This window comes from Tepidimonas ignava, assembly GCF_004342625.1.
Taxonomy (GTDB): Bacteria; Pseudomonadota; Gammaproteobacteria; order Burkholderiales; family Burkholderiaceae_C; genus Tepidimonas; species Tepidimonas ignava.
Genome location: NZ_SMAH01000012.1, coordinates 53,081 through 72,556 on the forward strand (window position 1 = coordinate 53,081; position 19,476 = coordinate 72,556).

Consider the following 19,476-nt stretch of genomic DNA (forward strand, 5'->3'; position numbering starts at 1 on the left):
GTGCGTCAGCCCAACGCGCGCTGCAACTGCAGCGTGGTGTTGATGACACGGCTGAGCTTGGCCGCGTACTGCGGGTCGGTGGCGTAGCCGGCTTGCTGCAACTGCTGCGCGTACGCCTGCACCGAGTGCACGCTGCGGGCCGCGGCCTGGTAGCGCGGGCTTTGGGTGATGAGGCGCGCGTAGTCCCGAAACGCCTCGGCGTAGCTGTCGTAGGCGCGAAAGCGCTGCACCACCTTGCGCGGCTGGCCGTCCACGTATTCGGTGGTCAGCACCTCAGCCACCTTGCCCTGCCAGCCGGCGGTGGCCTTGATGCCGAACAGGTTGTGCGAGTTGCTGCCATCCGCGGCGCGGATTTCGCTGCGACCCCAGCCGGTTTCGTGCGCGGCTTGCCCGATCATGAACGCGGCCGGAATGCCGGTTTCGCGCTGCACCTGCAGCGCCACGTCGCGGTGCCGCGCCACGAACGCAGCCTGCGTCGGCGTCGCGTTGGCGGCCGCGCTCCCCGACACCGCCGTTGGGGCCGTCGCGGCCGAAGCCGCCGCGCCACGCCGCGCGGCGGGGTCGATCTGCTGCTGCAACTGGCGCTCGATCATCTCGCTCAGCCCACCGGGCAGGCCGCTCATCTTGACCGCCCACTGCTCGTCGAGCAGCTCGGTGCCCATGTCGCTGCCCTCGTTGTCCATCAAGCCACTTTTCATCGTCGCTTCGCGCATGGACTTGAGCAGCTCGCGCATGAACAGCGCCTCGAACTGACGGGCGGTTTCTTTGAGCGCCGCCTTCGGGTCGCGCCCGGCGCTGGCCTTGAGCGCGTCCAGGCTGCGGGCGTCCGCCGCCAACCCACGCGCGGCGTCTTGCACGCCCAGCGACAGTCGCGTCTCGGCCACCATGGTCAGATCACCTCCAGCTCGGCTTTAAGCGCCCCGGCCGCCTTGAGCGCCTGCAAGATGGCCAGCAGGTCCGCCGGCGTGGCCCCGAGCTTGTTGAGCGCGCGCACCACGTCGGCCAACTGCGCCGAGGCCTGCACCTCGATGAGCTTGCCGCCCTCCTGCTGCACCTGGATGTCGGCCTTTTCGGTGACCACGGTTTGCGCGCCGGGCGGGGCAAAGGGCGGCGGCTGGCTCACCTGCGGCGTGGAGGTGATGCTGATCGACAGGTTGCCGTGCGCGATGGCCGCCGGCGCCAGCGTCACGGCCTGGTTGAGCACCACCGACCCGGTGCGGGCGTTGAACACCACGCGCGCGGTGGGCGCCGCCAGCTCGACCGGCAAATCCTCCAAGCTGGCCAGGAACGCGACGCGCTCGTTGGGGTCGCGCGGGGCGCGCACCTGCACGGTGCGGCCGTCCAGCGCCTGCGCCGTGCCGTCCCCGATGGCGCGGTTGATGGCCGCGGCCACCCGCGTGGCGGTCTGGAAGTCCTCGGCGCGCAGCGCCAGCGTGACGGTGTCGCCCAGCAGCAGCGGCGTGGGCACGGTGCGCTCCACCAACGCGCCGTTGGGGATGCGCCCCGCGTTGAGGTGGTTAACGGTGACGCTGCTGCCACCGGCCGAGGCCCCCGCGCCCGCCACCACCAAGTTACCCTGGGCCAGCGCGTACACCTGCCCGTCGGCGCCGCGCAGCGGGGTCTGGATCAGCGTGCCGCCGCGCAGCGACTTGGCGCTGCCCACCGACGACACCGTGACGTCGATCGTCTGCCCCGGGCGGGCAAAGGGCGGCAGCTCCGCCGTCACCATCACCGCAGCGACGTTTTTGGGCTGCACCGTGACCCCTTGCGGCAGCGCCAGGCCCATTTGCTGCATGAAGTTGGCCAGGCTGCGGGTGGTGTAGGCGTTGTTGCCGTCGCCCGTGCCATCCAACCCCACCACCAGCCCGTAGCCGACGAGCTGGTTGCTGCGCACACCCTGCACGCTGGCCACATCCTTGACGCGGGCGGCCAGCGCCGGCGCGCACGCCAGCGCCCAGGCCACCAGGGGCAGCGCCAGCCGGCGCAGAAGTTGCTTGGATCGGTTCATCGCGCATCACCTCGTGAACCGATTGTGGAAAAACTTTAGAACGGCAAAAGCGTCAAAAAGAACCGCGCCAACCAGCCAAATGTCTGCGCATCGGCCGGCGCGCCGCGGCCGCGCGACAGCACGCGCACGTTGGCCACCTGGGTGCTGGGCACGATGTTGCCGGGCTGGATGGCGCGCGGGTCCACGGTGCCGCTGAACTGCAGCACGTCCACCGCCTGGTTGACGCCGATTTGCTTTTCGCCGATGACGACCAGGTGGCCGTTGGGCAGCACCTCGGTGACCACCGCGGTGATCGAGCCGCGGAAGGTGTTGCTGGCCTCGGTCTTGCCGTCGCCTTTGAAGGTGTTGCTGCTCTTGGCCCCGGCGTTGAGGTCCACCAGGTTGGCCGCGCTCAGGAACGGAAACGCCGACACGCTGGCGCTCAAGCCGCTGTCGCGGCTGACGTCGGTCTTGGCGCTTTGGGTCGCGGACAGCGACTCGGTGATCTGAATCGTCAACACGTCGCCTGGCAGGCGCGCGCGGTGGTCTTCGAACCCCGGCCGGTACGCCACCGCCGAGTACAGCGAGCCGCTGGGCGGCTCACCCGCCGCGGGCCGCGTCTGCGGGTAGCGGATGCCGTCTTCGGGCGGCTTGGCCAGGTCCACGTCGGGGATTTGCGACAGACTGGCGCAGCCGCCCAGCAGGGCGGCGGCGGCCAGCGCGAGCAGGCGGTGGGCGGCGTTCATGACGGCGGCTCCTTGGGAGGCGTGCGTTACAGTTGCGTCAGGCGCTGCAGCATCTGATCGGACGTGGTGACCGCCTTGGAGTTGAGCTCGTAGGCGCGCTGCGTCTGGATCATGTTGACCAGCTCCTGCACCACGTTGACGTTGGAGCTCTCCAAAAACCCCTGCAGCACCTGGCCAAAGCCCTCGGTGCCAGGGTTGCCCTCGTTGGGCGCGCCCGAGGCCTGCGACTCCAAAAACAGGTTTTGCCCCAGCGGCTCGAGGCCGGCCGGGTTGATGAAGTTGGCCAGTGTGATCTGGCCGATGACCTGCGGCGCGGTCTGACCCGGCACCACCACGCTGACCTGACCATCCTTGCCAATCGTCAGGCTGCGTGCGTTGGCCGGCACGGTGGGCGTGTCCACCAGCAAGTAGCCCTGGTTGGTGACGATCTGGCCCTGGTTGTTGAGCTTGAAGCTGCCATCGCGCGTGTAGGCGATGGAACCATCGGGCAGTTGCACGCGGAAAAACCCGTTGCCGTTGATGGCCACGTCCAGGTTGTTGTCGGTCTGCTGCAGGTTGCCCTGGCTGTAGGTGCGCGCTGTGGCCACCGTGCGCACACCCAGGCCGATTTGCAACCCGGTGGGCAGCTCGGCGTTGTCGGCGGTGTTGCCCCCCACCTGGCGCAGGTTTTGGTAGATCAGGTCTTCGAACAGCGCCGTGCCGCGCTTGAAGCCGGCCGTGGCCACGTTGGCCAGGTTGTGGGCAATCACGTCCAGCTGCGTTTGCTGGGCCTGCATGCCGGTCTTGGCGATGTGCAGCGAGTTGATCATGGCAATGCTCCGTGTACGGGCCCCGGCCCTCAGGCGTTGACGCTGAGCAGCTGCGCGGCGGTTTGGTCGTTTTTGTCGGCGTTTTGGATCAGGCGCATCTGCGCTTCGTACTGGCGCGTGGCGGCGATCATGTCCACCATCGCGGCGACGGGGTCGACGTTGGAGCCCTCCAACATGCCATCCACCAACCGGGCGGTTTCGTCCGCTGGCAGCGGCTGCCCGTCCGGGGCGCGAAACAGGCCGTCCTCACCGCGTTTGAGGCGCTGCCCCTGCGGCGGCGTCACCAGCTTGAGGCGCCCCAGCACCTGCGGCGCCTCGTTGCCCACCTTGGCGGTGACGGTGCCGTCACGCGCGATGCTCACCTGCGCGTCGTTGGGCACCTGGATCGGGGCGCCACCCGCGTCGAGCATCGGCAGCCCGTTGAACCCCACCAGATTGCCCTGCGCGTTGACCTGCAGCGCGCCCGCGCGCGTGTAGGCCTCGGTGCCGTCCAGCGCTTGGATGGCGAAAAACGCCCGCCCCACCGCGGCCACGTCCAACGGGCGGCCGGTGCTTTGCAGGTTGCCGGGTTTGTCCAGGTAGCCGGGCGTGGCCTCGAGCGCATGCACCCGGGTGGTCGAGCCCTCGCCACGCAGCGGCACGGCGCGGAAGGTGGACAGTTCCGCGCGAAACCCCGTGGTCGTGACGTTGGCCAGGTTGTGCGCGATGACCTGGTGGCGGTGCAGCGCCGCCGTCGCGCCCGACGCCGCGGTGAAAATGACCCGATCCATGCCCCGGCTCCTGTGTCAGCGTGTGGCCGTCAGCGCAGGTTGACCAGCGTTTGCTGCACCTGGTCCTGCGTCTTGATCGTCTGCGCGTTGGCCTGGTAGTGGCGCTGCGCCACGATCATGTTGACCAGCTCCTGCGTCAGGTCGACGTTGGATTCCTCCAGGGCGTTTTGGCGCACCGAGCCAAAGCGCCCACTGAGCGGCTGCCCCTCGATCGGCTGCCCCGACGTGAACGTTTCACGCCAGTAGCCGCCGTTGACCGGCTCCAGCCCTTGCAGGTTGCGAAAACGCACCAGCGTCACCTGGCCGGCGTCTTGCGACACACCGTTGGAGTAGCGGGCGGTGATGATGCCTTGCTCGCTGATGACGATGGACGACAGCTCGCCCGGCGCGTAGCCATCTTGCTTGATGTCGTACACCGCAAACGGGCTGCCCCATTGCGAGAGTGTCCAAGCGCCCGTCGTACCGATGTTGATGGGAACCGCCGCTGCCGGGAAATTGGCCGAAGGAACCCCGGGCGCATAGTCGTCAGCGTTGATCGCGTTGGCTGGGATGGCAAGCGTAGGCGTACCAACAATTTGACCAGCCGCATCAAACTGCAAAGCAGTTCCACCATCCAAATCGAATTGCTGCGGGTTAGCACCTTCGGTGCGCCCGACGACACGCCATTGGTTGGCGGCCGTTTTGATAAAATAAATCTGCAACGGAATGGCATTGCCTTGTTCGTCGTAGATATTGACCGCCGTACCGTATTTCTTTTCGTCAACCGTCAGCGGAGTTGAAGGGGCGCCGGGAATCGCATCCGCCTCAGCCGGCAGGTTGGCGGTGATCGAAATCCCCGGGTTCACCGTCGAGCTGCCGGTGGCCCGTGGTGCGATCGCCGCCCCGGTGGGCAACACCAGATCGGCCGTGGCGCCCACGGGGATTGGCGCGCCGGGCGCGGGCGGCAGGTAACCCTGCAACCGAGCCCCGTTGTTGGTGACGATAAAGCCGTCTTTGTCGAGCTTGAACTCGCCGTTGCGGGTGTAGGCCACCGACCCGTCGGTCATGCGGACCTTGAACATCCCTTCGCCGTTGATGGCCAGGTCCAGGTTGTTGCCGGTGATTTTGATGTTGCCTTGCGTGAACAACTGCGCCACCGTGGCCACACTGACGCCGATGCCCCCGTTGCTGCCACCCGCCGCTCCCAGCGCCATCGCGTACATTTCCGCAAATTCGGCGCGCTGCATTTTGAAGCCAGTGGTGTTGGCGTTGGCGATGTTGTGGCCGATCACGTCCAGGTTTTTGCTGGCGGCGTTCAGGCCCGAGAGTCCGGTTCCGAAGCTCATGGTGCGCTCCTAGGGGTTCAAGCAAAGGGGTTCACAAAAAGGCCAGCACCTGGTCGTAGGCCAGGGTGCCGCCGTCGGTGCGCAGGCGCAGGCTGCCGTCGACCAGGCCCACCGACTGCACGCGGTGCAGCGCCAGCGGGGTGGCGTTGACCGCCTGTCCGTTGGCGCTGGCGGTCACGCGGATGGTGGCCACCCGCGCGGGGTCAACGCTGCCCAGCGGCCACTCAAACGTTTGCAGCCCGGCGCCGCGCGCGCCCAGCGCGGTCGTGCCCACCACCGTGCCGGCGGCGTCGAGCAACTCAACCGTGACCGTGTCGGCCGCCGCGGGCAGGTTGAACGCGCCGCGCGCCACACCGTCGTCGATCACAACACCGTTGCCGTCGCTCACCACGTCGCGCCCCACCAGCTGCGCGCCCTGGATGGAGCTGACCATGTTGAACTGGCTGGCCAGGCTCTTGAGCGTTTCGTTGACCTGCTGCAGCCCCACCACCTGGTTGATTTGCGCCATCTGGGTGGTCATCTGCGCGTTGTCCAGCGGGTTGAGCGGGTCCTGGTTGTTGAGCTGCGCCACAAAGAGCTTCAGGAAGCGCTCCTGCGCGGCCTTTGGATCGGTCGATTCGGCCTGGGCGCCGCCCTTGGCGTTGTAGGCCTCGATCTCGGTGTTGCTCAGCGGGGTCATGAACATGGCAGCGGCTCCTTACGTGGTCGCCAAGGCTCACTGGCCCATTTGCAGGGTTTTCAGCAGCAGCGTCTTGGCGGTGTTCATCACCTCGACGTTGTTTTGGTACGAGCGCGCGGTGGCGATCATGTTGACCATCTCCTCCACCGGGTTGACGTTGGAGTAGGTCACGTAGCCCTGCGCGTCGGCGCTGGGGTGGTGCGGGTTGTACACGCGGCGGTTGGGCGCGTCGCTTTCCACCACGGTGCGCACCTTGACGCCCGCCGAGGCCGGCTCGCCCATCGGCACCGTCTCGAACACCACCTGGCGTGCCTTGTACGCCTGCCCATCGGGGCCGGCCACGGCGTCGGCGTTGGCCAGGTTCGACGCCACGGTGTTGAGGCGTTGGGCGTGCGCGGCCATCGCGCTGCCCGAGACATCGAAAATGCGCAACATCGACATGGCGGCTCTCCTGCAGCGGCGTCACTGCCCCTGGATGGCGGCCAGCATCGTCTTGACGTGGCCGTTGATAAAACGCAGCGTCGATTCGTACTGCACGGCGTTGTCCACGAAGTTGGCGCGCTGCTGGTCCATATCGACGGTGTTTTGGTCCAGCGACGGCTGCGTGCGCACCTGGTACGCCACGCGCGTGCGGTCCACCACGCCCGCGGCGCTGTGCACGGTGCGCAGGTGGCGCGCGTCGTCGCCCGCCAGCGGCACGTTCGGCGCGCTGCCGGCCTGCAACGTGGGGGTGACCGATGCGCCGCGCTGGGCCTGTTGCAGCGCGGCCCGAAAATCCACCTCCCGCGCGATGTAGCCGGGCGTCTCGGCGTTGGCGATGTTGCTGGCGATGACCTGCTGGCGCCAGGCGCGCAGCTGCAGCGCCTGACCCAGAAAGTCCATGCGCTCGGTCATGCGGTTCAACATGGCAGCCTCCGTTGGGCATCAAGCGGGCCCCGCGGCCCGGGGGGCGCTGCCCACAGGTGGCAACGCGTTGGATGGCATTGTCAAAAACTTGAGGGCCGACAAAGCGCCGATAAGCGGCCACGCACCGGTGCATTTCGGGCTTTGGCAGCACGGCGGGCGGATCTACAGTGGCGGGCATGCTCCCCACGGCCGCACACCGCCCATCCCACCGCACGGCGCTGCGGCCCGCCCCGCAGGCGGCGGTGGCGCGCCTGGGCGTGGCGGGCCGCGGCGTGCTGGCGTGGCTCGCTGCGGGGCTGGTCGCCACGGGGCTGGTGGCGGCCGCCCATGCCCAACCCGCCTCCTCGACCGAGCCTTCGGCCGCCGTCGGCTCGGACGCGTGGCGCGAGCAAATGTCGCTCTGGCTGCGCCAGCAGGCACAGACCCAAGTGCAAGGGGCGCAGCAGCCATCGCCGCTGCGCGTGGACGTCGAAGTGGGCAGCCTGGACAGCCGGCTGCGCTTGGCGCCCTGCCAGCGGGTCGAACCCTACCTGCCCAGCGGCACCCGGCTGTGGGGCCGCGCGCGCATCGGCCTGCGCTGCACGCAGGGGCCGGTGGCGTGGAACGTCTTTTTGCCCATTTACGTGCGGGTGTGGGGGCCAGGCTGGGTGCTGCGCCAGCCGCTGGCCGGTGGCGAAACGCTTCAACCCCACCACGCCGAAGCCGCCGAGGTGGACTGGACCCTGCAGCGCCAGCCGGTGCTGGTGCGCCAGCAGGATTGGGTGGGCCAGCAACTGGTGCGCGGTCTGGCCGCCGGCCAGGTGCTGTACGCCGGCAGCGTGCGCGCGCCGCAGGTGTTTGCCAGCGGCGCCCAGGTTCGGCTGCGGGTGCAGGGCGAAGGCTTTACCATCGTGGCCACAGGCGAGGCGCTGGGCGACGGCCACGTGGGCGAGTCGGTGCGCGTGCGCCTGCCCAGCAAACGGGTGGTGCTGGGCACCGTGGTCGACGCCACCACGGTGGATGTGGCGCTGTAGCACGGTCGCGCAAAAAACGCTAAAGTTCAGGCTCATCCCGCCGATATGGCTCTCAACAAGGCCTGGTATCGGGCCGCCGGAGAGTCGCCATGAAGATCCAACAGTCGCCTGACGCCAAGTTTGGTACGCCAGTCGCCACACCCAAGCGCCCCGAAGCGGGCGCAGGGTCGGGCGCGTCTGCGCCGGCGGCTGCGGCCGAGGCCAGCACGGTCACATGGTCGCCGGTGACGCAGGTGATGACGGCGGGGGTGGCGCGCTCGGGCACCGACGTGTTCGACGCAGCCAAGGTCGAGGCCATGCGCACCGCGATCCAAAATGGCAGCTTCTCGATCAACGCCGAAGCCATCGCCGACCGGTTGCTCAGCAGCGCACGCGAGCTGCTCGGGGTGGCCGGCGCCGGGCCGCGCTCGCGCGGCTGACACCTGACCCATGGCCGACGCTGCCCTGCCCGCGCACGACGATCCGTTGCAGCCCCTGATCGACGCCGCCGAGGCCACCGTGCAGGCGGCGTTGCGCCATGCGGCGGGCGAGCTGGACGCCGACGGCTTTGCCCGGGCGTGCGCGGATTTGGCGCAGGCGTTTGCGGCGGCGCAGCCACAGCTGCGGCAAAGCGCGGCGGATGCCCCCCCCGCCCAGTGGGAGGCGTTGCGGCAACGGCTGCAAACCCTGCACGAGTTGCAAGCCCGGCTGCAGGCCCAGGCGCGCGCGGCGCTGGCCAGCCTGCTGCCCAACGACACGCTGCAAGAGTACGCGCGGCTCGGGCGCAGCGCGCGGCCGGGCCGTCGCCCCCCCTACGCCTGACGCAAGCTGCCCGCCTCCCCCAGGGCGGCGGGCCGTCAATGCTCGCGCAGCCGCGCGCGCAGACGCGCCACCGCTTGCGAGTGCAACTGGCTCACGCGCGACTCCGTCACCCCGAGCACGGCCGCGATCTCTTTCAGGTTCATGTCGTGCTCGTAGTACATGCTCATCACCTGCTGCTCGCGCTCGGGCAGCTTGTGGATCGCGTCGACCAGCGCGGCGCGCATGCGTTGGTCGGCCAGCACCCGTTCGGGATCGGCGTCGCCGTCGGCGGGCAGGTAGCGGTCGAGAAAGCTGTCGTCGTCCTCGCCGCGGCCGCCCAGGTCTTCGAGGTACACGAGTTGGGTGCCGCGCATGCGCGCCAGCGTTTCGTGGTACTGCGCCAGGCTCATGCCCAACTCCGCGGCGATTTCCGACTCCCGGGGAGCGCGGCCCAGGCGCTGCTCCAACCGGTGGATGGCCCCTTCGATGTCTTTTTGAAGCTTGCGTGCGCCACGCGACATCCAGTCGGCGTCGCGCAGCTCGTCCAGCATCGCGCCGCGGATGCGCTGGCTGGCGAACGTCTCGAACTGCACCCCCATCGACGGCTCGTAGCGCGTCAGCGCCTCGGCCAGGCCCATCATGCCGACCTGGATCAGGTCGTCCAGCTCGACGCTGGCGGGCAAGCGGGCGATCATCAGGTGCGCCAGCCGGTGCACCAGCGGTGCGTACTGGCGCAGTTGCGCGTCGCGATCCAACGTGCCCTTGGGCGTGTACATGCATAGCTCCGGGGTCGGGCGCACGCCGCGGGCCGGTGCTGCAGCGGTCAACATGGGCGCTTGGCCTCCCCCTGCGGCGAGCGCCGCATGTCCAAGGTCCAGGCGGCTTCCAGCGCGCGCGTCACCACGTCCAGGTTGCCCGGCAGCCCCTGCAGCGGGGCGCTGCCGTCATGATACCCGAGCACCCACACCCCAGGCACCCAGCCCAGGTGCCGCTCGCAGGTGCGCTGCAGCGCCTGGCACGCGGCGTGCAGCGGCGCTTCTTCGCCGACCCGGGCGGCCACGGCCACCACCACCGGCTGCAGCTGCGCGGCGTGCAGTTGCTTGACCGCGCGGTACGCCGCCACAATGGCGCTGGGTTGCGCCAGCAGCGGCACCAGGGGGTGGCCTTCGTCCAGGGGCCACCAGCGCAGCAGCAAGTCGGTGGGCGCGCACCACAGCCACACATCACCCGCGGGCACGTCGTCCCACACGCTGGGCGCGCCAACGACGTCGGCGCACTGCAGGCCCAGCACCGCGCAGCCCGCACGCAGGTGCTGCACCAGCAACGCAGCGCCCGGGTCATCCTGCGCCTGCGGCTGGGGAAGCGCCACCGCCACGATGCGCAGGGGCGGCTGCACGGCCCACGCGGCCAGCCCAGCGGCCTGCTCGGGGGCCCAGGGGCGCGGGTCAAGCATGGCCCACCCCCTGCGGCTGCCAGCCGCCTTGGCCGACGTCGGCAAAGAAAAACGGCAATTCCTCACGGCTGGGCTCGAAGGCCGACTTGCCGCTGCCCGCCATCGACAGGCGCACCAGCGCCGCCGCATCCGGCCGCTGCCAATCCTCCGGCACGCGCTGGCCGGTGCTCAAGCCGCGCAGCGTCAGTTGGTGACGCAGCAGCGCGTCCACCGCGGGAGCGAGCTTGACCGCTTCGTCCACCTTGGTCAGGATGGTGCCGTGCAAGCCCAGCGGCTTGTACGTCTGGATCACCTCGTCCAACGTATCGCCGTGGCTGCCGGCGTTGAGCACCAGCAATTTTTTGATCGCCGGCGCCTGCAGCAGCGCCAGCATGTCGTGCAGCCGCGCGTCGCGCTGGCCCAGGCCCGGCGTGTCGATGATGACCATGCGCTTGCCGGCCAGCAATTGCAGCAGGTCCTGCAACGCGGCCTGGTCGTGCGCCTGGTGCGCCACCACGCCCAGCATGCGGCCGTAGGCACGCAGTTGTTCGAACCCCGCCACGCGCACCGTGTCCAGCGTGATCAGCCCGACGCTGCCCGCGCCGTAAGCCTTAACGCACTGCGCGGCGAGCTTGGCCACGGTGGTGGTCTTGCCCACGCCGGTGGGCCCCAGCAGCGCGAACACGCCGCCTTCGTCGCACAACAAGCCTGGCTCGCTGGCCACGCGCAGGTTGTGCGCCAGCACGTCCAGCGTCCAGCGCCACGCCGCCGCCGCGTCCAACTGCTCGGGCAGGCGCTGCAGCACCGCGCGCGCCACCGTCGGCGAGTAGCCCGCGCGGACAAACTTGTGCATCAGGCTGGACTGGATGGGATGCAGGCGCGACTGCCCAAGCCAAGCCAGCGTCTGGAAGCGCTCATCGACCAGTTGCTTGAGCGCTTCGAGCTGCGCGGTCAACTGCGCCGCCGCCCCACCAGGGGTGGCGGGCTTGGCCGCAGCGGCCGGCGCTGGCGCCGCCGGCGCCGGCCCAGCGGCCGTCGCCCCAAAGGCCAGCGTCACGGCGGCGTCGGCCCTGGTTGCTCGCACCGGCGTGGCTTCGGGTGCGCTCGGCCGTGCGGCAGGCGTGGCCGCCGGCGCCGCCAGCTTGCCTTCCATCGCCTCGCGGCGCTTGCGCAGCATGCGCTCGCGCACGTACTCCTGGAACGACAGCGTGCTCATGGCCAGCGTCTCGGTGTCCTGCGCCACGCTGCTGTCGGGGCTGACCGGCGGAAGCTGGGCGGCCGCACGCTGCTGCAACGGCGCGCGTGCCGCGCGGGCGTGACGCTGCTCGGGCAGCGCCGTGGCGGGTTGCAGCGACGGCGCCGCCACCTGCGCGGCGATGGCCGACAGTTGATCTTCCGACGTGGCCACGACCTCGAACCCCTCAGGGGTGGAGCGGCTGGACAGGATCACGGCCTGTTCCCCGAAGTGGGCGCGGGCCAGGGCCATGGCCTCGCGCGAGTTGGCGGCGACGAAGCGTTGCGCGTTCATGCGGGTTCTCCCAGCATCGGGCCGATGCGGATGGTGTGGGTGTCAGGGATTTCGCTGTGCGCCAGCACCTGCAGGCGTGGCGCGGCGCGGCGCAGCAGGCGGGCCATGGCCTGGCGGATGGCGTCAGGCACGAGCAGCACCGCCGGCACGCCTTTTTCTTCCTGCTGGGTGGCCACGCGGGCGGCCGACTGCGTCAGCATGTCGGCCACGCCGGGGTCCAGCACGCCGTTGCCACCGGGCGTGAGCGCCTGCACCAGGATGCGCTCCAGCTGCGGCTCGATGGCGATGACCTCGAGCTCTTGCACCGGACCGTAAATCTGCTGCACGATGGCGGGCGAAAGCGCCACGCGCACGCGCCGCGCCAGCTCCTGCGGGTCTTGCGTGGCGCCGGCGTGCTCGGCCAGCGTCTCGACGATGGTGCGGATGTCGCGGATGTGCACGCCTTCCTCCAGCAGCAACTGCAGCACCTTGTGGAACACGCCAATGGGCACCATGGTCGGGATGACTTCGTCAATCAGCTTCGGCGCCAGCTTGCGCACGTGCTCCACCAGGTCCTGCACCTCGGTGCGCGACAGCAACCGCGCCGCGTGCACCTGCATCAAGTGTGACAGGTGGGTGGCCAGCACGGTCTCGGCATCAACCACGGTGTAGCCGGCCATTTGCGCGCTTTCTTTGTGCCCTTCTTCGATCCACGTGGCCGGCAGGCCGAACGCGGGGTCGGTGGTGGGCTGCCCCAGCAGCGGCGTGCGGATGTGGCCTGGGTTGATGGCCAGGTAGTGCCCCGGCAGCACCTCGCCCTCGCCCACCACCACGCCCCGCAGCGTGATGCGGTAGCCGGTGGGTTTGAGCTCCAGGTTGTCGCGCACGTGCACCGGCGGCGGCAAAAAGCCGACGTCCTGCGCGAACTTTTTGCGCACGCCCTTGATGCGCGTCAGCAGGTCGCCACGGCGGCTGCGATCCACCAGCGTGATGAGCCGGTAGCCCAGCTCCAGCCCGAGCAGGTCGACCGGCTGCAGGTCGTCCCAGGTCGCCTCCGCCTCTTGCGCGGCAGGGGTGGCCTGCTGCGCCGCACGCGCACGGTTCGCTTCGGCACGGCGGCGCTGCTGCACCAACCACCACGCCGAGCCCCCGGCCGCGGCGGCAAACAGCAGGAACACGCCGTTGGGCATGCCCGGGATGACCCCCAGCAGCGCCAGCACCCCGGCGGTCACCGCCAACACCTTGGGCGAGTCCAGCATCTGGCTGACGATTTGCTGGCCCAGGTCCTGGTCCTTGCCGACGCGCGACACCACCATCGCCGCCGCCACCGAGATCAGCAGCGCCGGCACCTGCGCCACCAGCGCGTCGCCAACCGACAGCGTGATGTAGCTGTGCGCGGCCTGCTCCAGGCTCAGGCCATGCTGCAGCATGCCTATGGCAAAGCCGCCGATCATGTTGATCAGCAGGATCAGGATGCCCGCGATGGCGTCGCCGCGCACAAACTTGGACGCGCCGTCCATGTTGCCGAAAAAGTCCGCCTCCACCGCCACCTCGGCGCGGCGCCGCTTGGCCTCGGCCTGGTCGATCAGCCCGGCGTTGAGGTCGGCGTCGATGGCCATTTGCTTGCCGGGCATCGCATCCAGCGTGAAGCGCGCGCCCACCTCGGCGATGCGCTCGGCGCCCTTGGTGATGACGACGAAGTTGATCACCACCAGAATCAAAAAGACGATCAGGCCGACCGCGAAGTTGCCGCCGATCAAAAAAGTGCCAAACGCCTCGATGACCGCGCCCGCCGCCCCCGGGCCGGTGTGGCCGTCCATCAACACCACGCGGGTGGAGGCCACGTTGAGCGACAGGCGCAGCAGCGTCGTCAACAGCAACACCGTCGGAAAGGCCGTGAAGTCCAGCGCACGCTTCATGTACGCCGCCACCATCATCACGGTCAGCGCGATGCCGATGTTGAGCGTGAAAAAGGTGTCCAACAGCCACGGCGGCAGCGGCAGCACCAGCATGGCCAGCACCAACATCACCAACAGCGGGGCGGCCAGCGCCTGGCCGTGGCCGCGCAGCGGCGCCAGCGTCTGTTGCAGCGATTGCAGGGCAGCGTTCATGGTTCGTCGTGGGTTCGATCGGCGTGGTCAGGGACACCCGGTCAGCGCGGACCGCGGCCGTGCAGCGGATCCAGTTCGGGCGGCACCTCGGGGCGCGGCGGCTTGGGCATGGGCCCCTGCCCCCGCAGCGCGGCGCGCAGGCGGTACACGTAGGCCAGCACCTGCGCCACCGCGGCAAACAGGGCGGCGGGCACCGGTTCGTCCAGCTCGGTGTGGGCGTACAGCGCGCGTGCCAGCATCGGCGCTTGCAGCACCGGCACACGGTGCTCACGCGCCATGTCGCGGATGCGCAGCGCCAGCAAATCCGCCCCCTTGGCGATGACGTGCGGCGCGCTCATCGTCGCTTCGTCGTAGCGCAGCGCCACCGCGTAGTGCGTGGGGTTCATCACGACGACGTCGGCGGCCGGCACGCGCTGCACGCTGCGGCTGTGGGCGATCTCGCGCGCGCGCTGACGGCGCTTGCTCTTGATCTGCGGGTTGCCCTCGGTTTCTTTGAACTCGTCCTTGACTTCCTGCAGCGACATGCGCAGGTTGTGGCGGTACAGGTACTGCTGCAGCGGCACGTCCACCGCCGCCACCAGCAGCACCACCGCCAGCAGCGCGCTCACCCCGAGCATGACCCATTGCCCGGCCTGCGCCAAGGCCGCGTCCAGCGGGCGCAGCAACAGGCTGGCAAACGCTTCCACATGGGTGCCGACGTACCAGGCCCCGATGGCGGCCAGGCACGCGGTGATGACCAGCAGCTTGAGCACCTCGAACAACTGCTGGCGCGAAAACAGCCGCTTGAGCCCACTGATGAGACCTAGCTTGGACCAATCCAGCGCCAGCGGATGCGTGCTGAACGCCACCGAGCGCGCCGCCACCAGCGCCAGCACCACCAGCGCGATCAGCGCCAGCCCCAACGGCAGCACGTAACCCAGCGCCAACTGGGCGCCGTCGGCCAAGTGCTGCAACATGCGCTGCGGCTCGCGCACCGTGGCGGCGTCGAAGCGCAGGCCGGCGCGCAGCGCCGCGCGGGCACGCTCGTAGCCCCACGGCAAGGTCACCCACACCAGGCCCAGGCCGCCACCCAACACCACCAGGTGGGTCAGGTCGCGCGCGCGTGGCACCTGACCTTGCTCACGCGCTTTTTGCAAGCGCCGTGGCGTGGCGGGTTGGCTTTTGTCTTGGGTCGATTCCATGGCGGACAAACCGGGCGGCTTGTCCGCATTGTGGGCCGGCGCCCGCCGCTTCTAAAGCGACAAAAGGCCGGGTTTGCCGGCCTTTTGCCACCGATGACCCGCGCGCCGGGTGGCTGGTCAGAACCCCAGACTGGCCAACAGGTCGTCCACCTGCTGCTGGCTGGTCACCACGTCGCTGCGACCTTCGGGGTTGACCACCGGGCCGCTGAGCTCGCGCCGCGCCGACGCCTCGGGCGCCGGGGCGGTCGCACCGGCCCCCTCGCCTGCATGGGCGGCCGTTTCCACCAACAACTGCACCAGCTGCTGCTCCAGCGTGCCGGCCAACGCCACGACCTTTTTGATCACCTGGCCGGTCAGGTCGTGGAAATCCTGCGCCAGCATGATCTCGGTCAGGTGCTGGTCGGTGCGCTCGGCCGCCGCTTGGATTGTGTGCGACCACTCCAGCAACTCGGGCATGGCCCATTTGAGGCCGGGCACGTTGCCGATGGTGTCGACCAACTGGCGGCTGGCTTCGATGACGGTCTGCTGCTCGGCCTTGGCCTCGTCGACGCGGTTGAGCACCTTCTCGGCAGCCTCGCCGGTCAGGCGTGCGATGTACTCCAGGCGGCTGCGCGCGTCGGGCAGCTCGCCCACGGCATCTTTGAGCGCGGGCATGTAGCCGAGCTCTTTGAGCGCCTCGTGCAGCTGGCGGGTGATTTCGCCCAAGCGCTGGTAGATGTCGCCTTTGCCGTCGGCCGCCGGCGGGGTGGCGCCTGCGGTTTGCTCGTGCTCGGTCATGGTCCGCCCTCCCCGGCCGCGTCAGGCCCAGCCCATTTTGCGGAAGATGTTGGTGAGCTTTTCTTCCAACGTCGCCTTGGTGAACGGCTTGACGATGTAGCCCGCCGCGCCCCCCTGGGCCGCGGCGATGATGTCTTCCTTGCGTGCCTCGGCGGTTACCATCAACACCGGGATGTGTTTGAGCTTGTCGTCGGACTTGATGCTGGTCAACAGCTCAAAGCCGTTCATGTTCGGCATGTTGATGTCGGTGATCACCATGTCGAACTTGCCGTTGCGCAACTTGTGCAAGGCCACCGAGCCGTCCTCGGCCTCGTCGGCGTCGGTGTGGCCAAGCTCCTTGAGCAAATTGCGCACGATGCGCCGCATCGTGGAGAAGTCGTCGACGATCAAAAAGCGCACTTGAGGCATGGAAGACTCCGTCCGGATGGGCGCCTAGTTTAGCGTGCCGCAGCCGGTTTGCCGCCCGCCGCCGCCCCCTCGATGGCCTGCGGCGCCTGCTGCGGGTCGGACACGGTGTCGGCCGCTTCGAGCGACTTGGTCATGCGCTCCTCGGCTTCGCGCGTCAGCACCAGGATGCTGATGCGGCGGTTGCGCGGGTCGTAGGGGTTGTCGGGAAACAGCAGCTGCTTGTCGGCCATGCCCACCACGCGCGCCAGCTTGCCCTCCGGCAGGCCGGCGGCGACGAGCTCGCGCCGCGTGGCGTTGGCGCGGTCGGCCGACAGCTCCCAGTTGCTGTAGGCGCGCTCGCCGCTGCCGTACGGGGTGGCGTCGGTGTGGCCGGTCAGCGAAATGCGGTTGTCCACCTCGGCCAGCGCCTGCGCGATGGCGCGCAGGATGTCGCGCGTGTACGGCTTGAGCAAGGCGCTGCCGGTGTCGAACATCGGGCGGTTCTGTTCGTCGACGATCTGGATGTTCAGGCCGTCTTGCACCATTTCCATGCGGATCTGGTTTTTGAACTCGGCCAGCTTGGGGTTGACGTTGATGATGTTTTCGAGCTTGTCGCGCAGCGTGGCGATGCGCTGCTTGTCCAGGCGGATGGCCTCGGCGCGGGCCAGTTGCGCGCCCAGCTCGCGCACCTTTTCTTCCACGTCACCGCTGGCCACTTCGCCCACGCTCTTGGTCAGGTCCTCGCCGCCGCCTTGCAGGATGCTGGTGGCGCCGCCGGAGCCGGGGCCACCGAACAGCATCACCTTGAGCGGCTGGTTGAAGTAGTCCGCGATGCCTTTGCGGTCGCCCTCGGTGGTCGAACCCAGCAGCCACATCAACAGAAAGAACGCCATCATCGCCGTCACAAAGTCGGCGTAGGCGATCTTCCACGCACCGCCGTGCGCACCATGCCCGCCTTTTTTGACGCGCTTGATGATGATCGGTTGCAACGGCTTGCCGGACGCGGCCATGGCGGTGAGGATGCGGTCTTAGAGGACGACGGGGCGCAGCATCACTTCTTCTTGACGTGTTGCTCCAGCTCGCTGAAGGTCGGGCGCTCGGTCGAAAAGAGCACCTTGCGGCCGAATTCGACGGCCGTCATCGGCGCATAACCTTGCATGCTGGCCAGCAGCGTGGTCTTGATGCACTGAAACTCCTTGCTGGCTTCTTCGACCTTTTGCTCGAGCAGGCTGGCCAGCGGCTCGGCGAAACCGTAGGCCAGCAAAATGCCCAGGAAGGTGCCCACCAGCGCCGAGCCGATCATGCCGCCCAGCACCGCCGGCGGTTGCCCGACCGAGCCCATCGTGTTGACCACGCCCAGCACCGCCGCCACGATACCAAAGGCCGGCAAGGCGCCGGCCAGACGCTGCAGCGCCGCCACCGCAGCATGCTCCTCGGCGTGGTGGGTTTCGAGCTCGGCGTCCATGATCGACTCGATCTCGTGCGCGTTGAGGTTGCCCGACACCATCAGGCGCAGGTAGTCGGTGATGAACTCGACCGTGTGGTGGTCGCTGGCGATCGACGGGTACTTTTGGAACAGCGGCGAGGCATCGGGGTTTTCGACGTCACCTTCGATGGCCATCAGCCCCTCTTTGCGCGCTTTTTGCAAGATGTCGTACAGCAGCGCCAGCAGGTCCATGAAGCGCTCTTTGGTGTACTTGGAGCCCTTGAAGCACGCCCCCAGGCCGCGGCCCACGCCCTTGAGCACTTTCATCAGGTTGCCGGCGATGAAAGCGCCGATGGCCGCGCCGAAGATCGTGATCATCTCGAACGGCAACGCCTTCAGGATCACGCCGATGTTGCCGCCGTGAACGATGAAGACCCCGAAGATGCAGCCGATGGCCACCAGCCAGCCGACAATGACGAACATGTCGCTACCTTGTGTTGAAGCTACCCAGGGTATTATCGGCCACCGCAGCGCCCGGTTGACCCCGCCGGGGCGCTGCCTGGGCACGCCACAGGGCGGCGAGCCAGGGCCAGCGCTGCGCCCGGCGCCACAGCCGCCAACCCAGCCACGCCAAGCTCAGCGCCCGGCGCGGCCGGCGCCACAACAGCACCGTGGCGCCCAGCAGCACCCACCCCGGGTGGGCCCGCAACCAGCGCCAGCCGCGCCGCAGGTGGTCGGCGGCCTCGAAGGCCGGCTGCAGGCCCTGCGCGTGCCACGCCAGGCGCTCGCGCAACTCGCCCGAGCGCTGCACCAGCGCGGCGCGCCGGCGCGCCAGGCGCACACTGGCGCCGCCGTCAGGCTCGCGGGCCGCCACGCAACCGCTCCACGTCGCGCGCCAGCTCGGCACGGCTGGCCTCGAACCACGACACCGCGCGCAGGCGCCGCAGCCCCACCCAGGCTGCCGCAGCGCCCGCACCCAGCAGCGTGCCGCACGACAGCGCCAGCGCCAACACGCGCTGCGATTCCCACAGCAGCACGGTCACCAGCACCAGCAGGCTGACCAGGGCCGCCGACAGCAACACCGCGGCGGCCAACAGCAACGCCAGCGACGTGCCCAGCGCCAGCGCGTGTTCGCTGGCCTCGACGCCCAACAGCGCCAGGCGCACGCGCGCCAGTTCGAGCGCATCGCGCAGCCAGCCCCGTGCGGCCGCCAGCAGCGGCTCAGCACGGCTGCCCGCGTCGTCGCCGGGCATCGCCATCGTACGCCGTCACGGCAACGGACGACGCCGCCTCAGCGGCGACCGATCAGCATGCCCACCAGCAAGCCGATGCCGGCGGCCACACCGATCGCCTTCCAGGGGTGCTCGTGCACGTAGTGGTCGGTGGCACGCGCCACTTCGCGCGTGCGCTCCCGAATCGCGGCCTCGGCGTCGGCCAGGCGATGACGCGCGTTGCGCAGGTTCTCTTGCAAGCGCTCGCGCAGCTCGGCCACCTTTTCACCGGTGCTTTGGGCGGTGGCCGCCAGCAGCTCCTCGGCGTCGGCCACCACCACCTTCAAGTCGGCAACGAGTTTGTCTTTGGGTTGCAGGGTGTTGTCCGTCATGGCGACCTCCTTCACGGTTGAGTGGGTTTTAGGCTCA

The 19,476-nt window shown here is 69.0% G+C and carries 24 protein-coding genes; 3 read left to right on the top strand and 21 right to left on the bottom strand.

Going from position 1 to position 19,476, the window contains the following annotated elements:
- Positions 1-5: 5 nt before the first annotated feature.
- Genes flgJ through flgB form a run of 9 tightly spaced genes read right to left on the bottom strand, consistent with a single transcriptional unit; the run spans position 6 to position 7,222 of the window.
- A complete protein-coding gene (gene flgJ, locus EDC36_RS09820; protein WP_132963082.1) occupies positions 6-887 on the bottom strand; it encodes a flagellar assembly peptidoglycan hydrolase FlgJ in 882 nt (293 codons plus the stop codon).
- A gap of 2 nt (positions 888-889) precedes the next feature.
- Complete coding sequence (locus EDC36_RS09825) at positions 890-2,008, bottom strand: flagellar basal body P-ring protein FlgI (protein ID WP_132963083.1); 1,119 nt, start codon at positions 2,006-2,008, stop codon at positions 890-892.
- 35 nt (positions 2,009-2,043) lie between these two features.
- Positions 2,044-2,733: a flagellar basal body L-ring protein FlgH gene (locus EDC36_RS09830; RefSeq protein WP_132963084.1), complete on the bottom strand. Its 690-nt coding sequence runs from the start codon at positions 2,731-2,733 to the stop codon at positions 2,044-2,046.
- Positions 2,734-2,759: 26 nt separating this feature from the next.
- The gene (gene flgG, locus EDC36_RS09835) at positions 2,760-3,542 is read right to left on the bottom strand and encodes a flagellar basal-body rod protein FlgG (RefSeq protein ID WP_132963085.1); all 783 of its coding nucleotides are present in this window, start codon (positions 3,540-3,542) and stop codon (positions 2,760-2,762) included.
- A gap of 29 nt (positions 3,543-3,571) precedes the next feature.
- Positions 3,572-4,312, bottom strand: coding sequence for a flagellar basal-body rod protein FlgF (flgF, locus tag EDC36_RS09840; protein ID WP_132963086.1), 741 nt, complete (start codon positions 4,310-4,312; stop codon positions 3,572-3,574).
- 29 nt (positions 4,313-4,341) lie between these two features.
- Positions 4,342-5,637, bottom strand: a complete 1,296-nt coding sequence (gene flgE / locus EDC36_RS09845; RefSeq protein ID WP_132963087.1) for a flagellar hook protein FlgE — start codon at positions 5,635-5,637, stop codon at positions 4,342-4,344.
- A gap of 31 nt (positions 5,638-5,668) precedes the next feature.
- Positions 5,669-6,322: a flagellar hook assembly protein FlgD gene (locus EDC36_RS09850; RefSeq protein WP_132963088.1), complete on the bottom strand. Its 654-nt coding sequence runs from the start codon at positions 6,320-6,322 to the stop codon at positions 5,669-5,671.
- Between the two features lie 30 nt (positions 6,323-6,352).
- Positions 6,353-6,757 (bottom strand): flagellar basal body rod protein FlgC, encoded by a 405-nt coding sequence (gene flgC, locus EDC36_RS09855; RefSeq protein WP_132963089.1) that lies wholly within the window; start codon positions 6,755-6,757, stop codon positions 6,353-6,355.
- Positions 6,758-6,778: 21 nt separating this feature from the next.
- The gene (flgB, locus tag EDC36_RS09860) at positions 6,779-7,222 is read right to left on the bottom strand and encodes a flagellar basal body rod protein FlgB (RefSeq protein WP_132963090.1); all 444 of its coding nucleotides are present in this window, start codon (positions 7,220-7,222) and stop codon (positions 6,779-6,781) included.
- A gap of 176 nt (positions 7,223-7,398) precedes the next feature.
- Here flgB and flgA point away from each other — a divergent pair, with 176 nt between their 5' ends.
- From flgA to EDC36_RS09875, 3 genes are all read left to right on the top strand, one after another.
- A complete protein-coding gene (flgA, locus tag EDC36_RS09865; protein WP_132963091.1) occupies positions 7,399-8,235 on the top strand; it encodes a flagellar basal body P-ring formation chaperone FlgA in 837 nt (278 codons plus the stop codon).
- A gap of 89 nt (positions 8,236-8,324) precedes the next feature.
- The gene (gene flgM / locus EDC36_RS09870; RefSeq protein WP_132963092.1) at positions 8,325-8,654 is read left to right on the top strand and encodes a flagellar biosynthesis anti-sigma factor FlgM; all 330 of its coding nucleotides are present in this window, start codon (positions 8,325-8,327) and stop codon (positions 8,652-8,654) included.
- Positions 8,655-8,664: 10 nt separating this feature from the next.
- Entirely contained in the window at positions 8,665-9,036 is a 372-nt protein-coding gene (locus tag EDC36_RS09875; RefSeq protein ID WP_132963093.1) for a hypothetical protein, read from the top strand.
- A 35-nt stretch (positions 9,037-9,071) separates the two neighbouring features.
- Here the strand turns inward: EDC36_RS09875 and EDC36_RS09880 are convergent, their stop codons facing one another.
- The 12 genes from EDC36_RS09880 to EDC36_RS09935 all read right to left on the bottom strand — a co-directional run bounded on the left by EDC36_RS09880 (position 9,072) and on the right by EDC36_RS09935 (position 19,439).
- Positions 9,072-9,791 carry an RNA polymerase sigma factor FliA gene (locus EDC36_RS09880; protein ID WP_132963094.1) on the bottom strand — a complete coding sequence of 240 codons (720 nt, stop codon included), beginning with the start codon at positions 9,789-9,791 and terminating at the stop codon, positions 9,072-9,074.
- 47 nt (positions 9,792-9,838) lie between these two features.
- The gene (locus tag EDC36_RS09885; protein ID WP_132963095.1) at positions 9,839-10,468 is read right to left on the bottom strand and encodes a hypothetical protein; all 630 of its coding nucleotides are present in this window, start codon (positions 10,466-10,468) and stop codon (positions 9,839-9,841) included.
- Positions 10,461-11,975, bottom strand: a complete 1,515-nt coding sequence (flhF, locus tag EDC36_RS09890; protein ID WP_132963096.1) for a flagellar biosynthesis GTPase FlhF — start codon at positions 11,973-11,975, stop codon at positions 10,461-10,463. The genes EDC36_RS09885 and flhF overlap by 8 nt, the downstream gene beginning before the upstream one ends.
- Positions 11,972-14,065, bottom strand: a complete 2,094-nt coding sequence (gene flhA, locus EDC36_RS09895; protein WP_132963097.1) for a flagellar biosynthesis protein FlhA — start codon at positions 14,063-14,065, stop codon at positions 11,972-11,974. The genes flhF and flhA overlap by 4 nt, the downstream gene beginning before the upstream one ends.
- A gap of 41 nt (positions 14,066-14,106) precedes the next feature.
- On the bottom strand, positions 14,107-15,246 hold the full coding sequence (locus EDC36_RS09900; protein ID WP_132963098.1) for an EscU/YscU/HrcU family type III secretion system export apparatus switch protein: 1,140 nt from the start codon (positions 15,244-15,246) through the stop codon (positions 14,107-14,109).
- Between the two features lie 117 nt (positions 15,247-15,363).
- Entirely contained in the window at positions 15,364-16,023 is a 660-nt protein-coding gene (locus tag EDC36_RS09905; RefSeq protein WP_132963099.1) for a protein phosphatase CheZ, read from the bottom strand.
- 21 nt (positions 16,024-16,044) lie between these two features.
- Positions 16,045-16,431 carry a chemotaxis response regulator CheY gene (gene cheY / locus EDC36_RS09910; protein ID WP_132963100.1) on the bottom strand — a complete coding sequence of 129 codons (387 nt, stop codon included), beginning with the start codon at positions 16,429-16,431 and terminating at the stop codon, positions 16,045-16,047.
- A gap of 29 nt (positions 16,432-16,460) precedes the next feature.
- The gene (gene motB, locus EDC36_RS09915) at positions 16,461-17,420 is read right to left on the bottom strand and encodes a flagellar motor protein MotB (protein ID WP_132963101.1); all 960 of its coding nucleotides are present in this window, start codon (positions 17,418-17,420) and stop codon (positions 16,461-16,463) included.
- A gap of 41 nt (positions 17,421-17,461) precedes the next feature.
- A complete protein-coding gene (gene motA, locus EDC36_RS09920) occupies positions 17,462-18,319 on the bottom strand; it encodes a flagellar motor stator protein MotA (RefSeq protein ID WP_132963102.1) in 858 nt (285 codons plus the stop codon).
- Positions 18,320-18,323: 4 nt separating this feature from the next.
- Positions 18,324-18,710: a YqjK family protein gene (locus tag EDC36_RS09925; RefSeq protein WP_165902850.1), complete on the bottom strand. Its 387-nt coding sequence runs from the start codon at positions 18,708-18,710 to the stop codon at positions 18,324-18,326.
- The gene (locus EDC36_RS09930) at positions 18,691-19,095 is read right to left on the bottom strand and encodes a phage holin family protein (protein ID WP_132963104.1); all 405 of its coding nucleotides are present in this window, start codon (positions 19,093-19,095) and stop codon (positions 18,691-18,693) included. Before EDC36_RS09930 ends, EDC36_RS09925 begins: the two co-directional genes overlap by 20 nt.
- A gap of 32 nt (positions 19,096-19,127) precedes the next feature.
- Positions 19,128-19,439: an ElaB/YgaM/YqjD family protein gene (locus EDC36_RS09935; RefSeq protein WP_132963105.1), complete on the bottom strand. Its 312-nt coding sequence runs from the start codon at positions 19,437-19,439 to the stop codon at positions 19,128-19,130.
- Positions 19,440-19,476 lie beyond the last annotated feature (37 nt).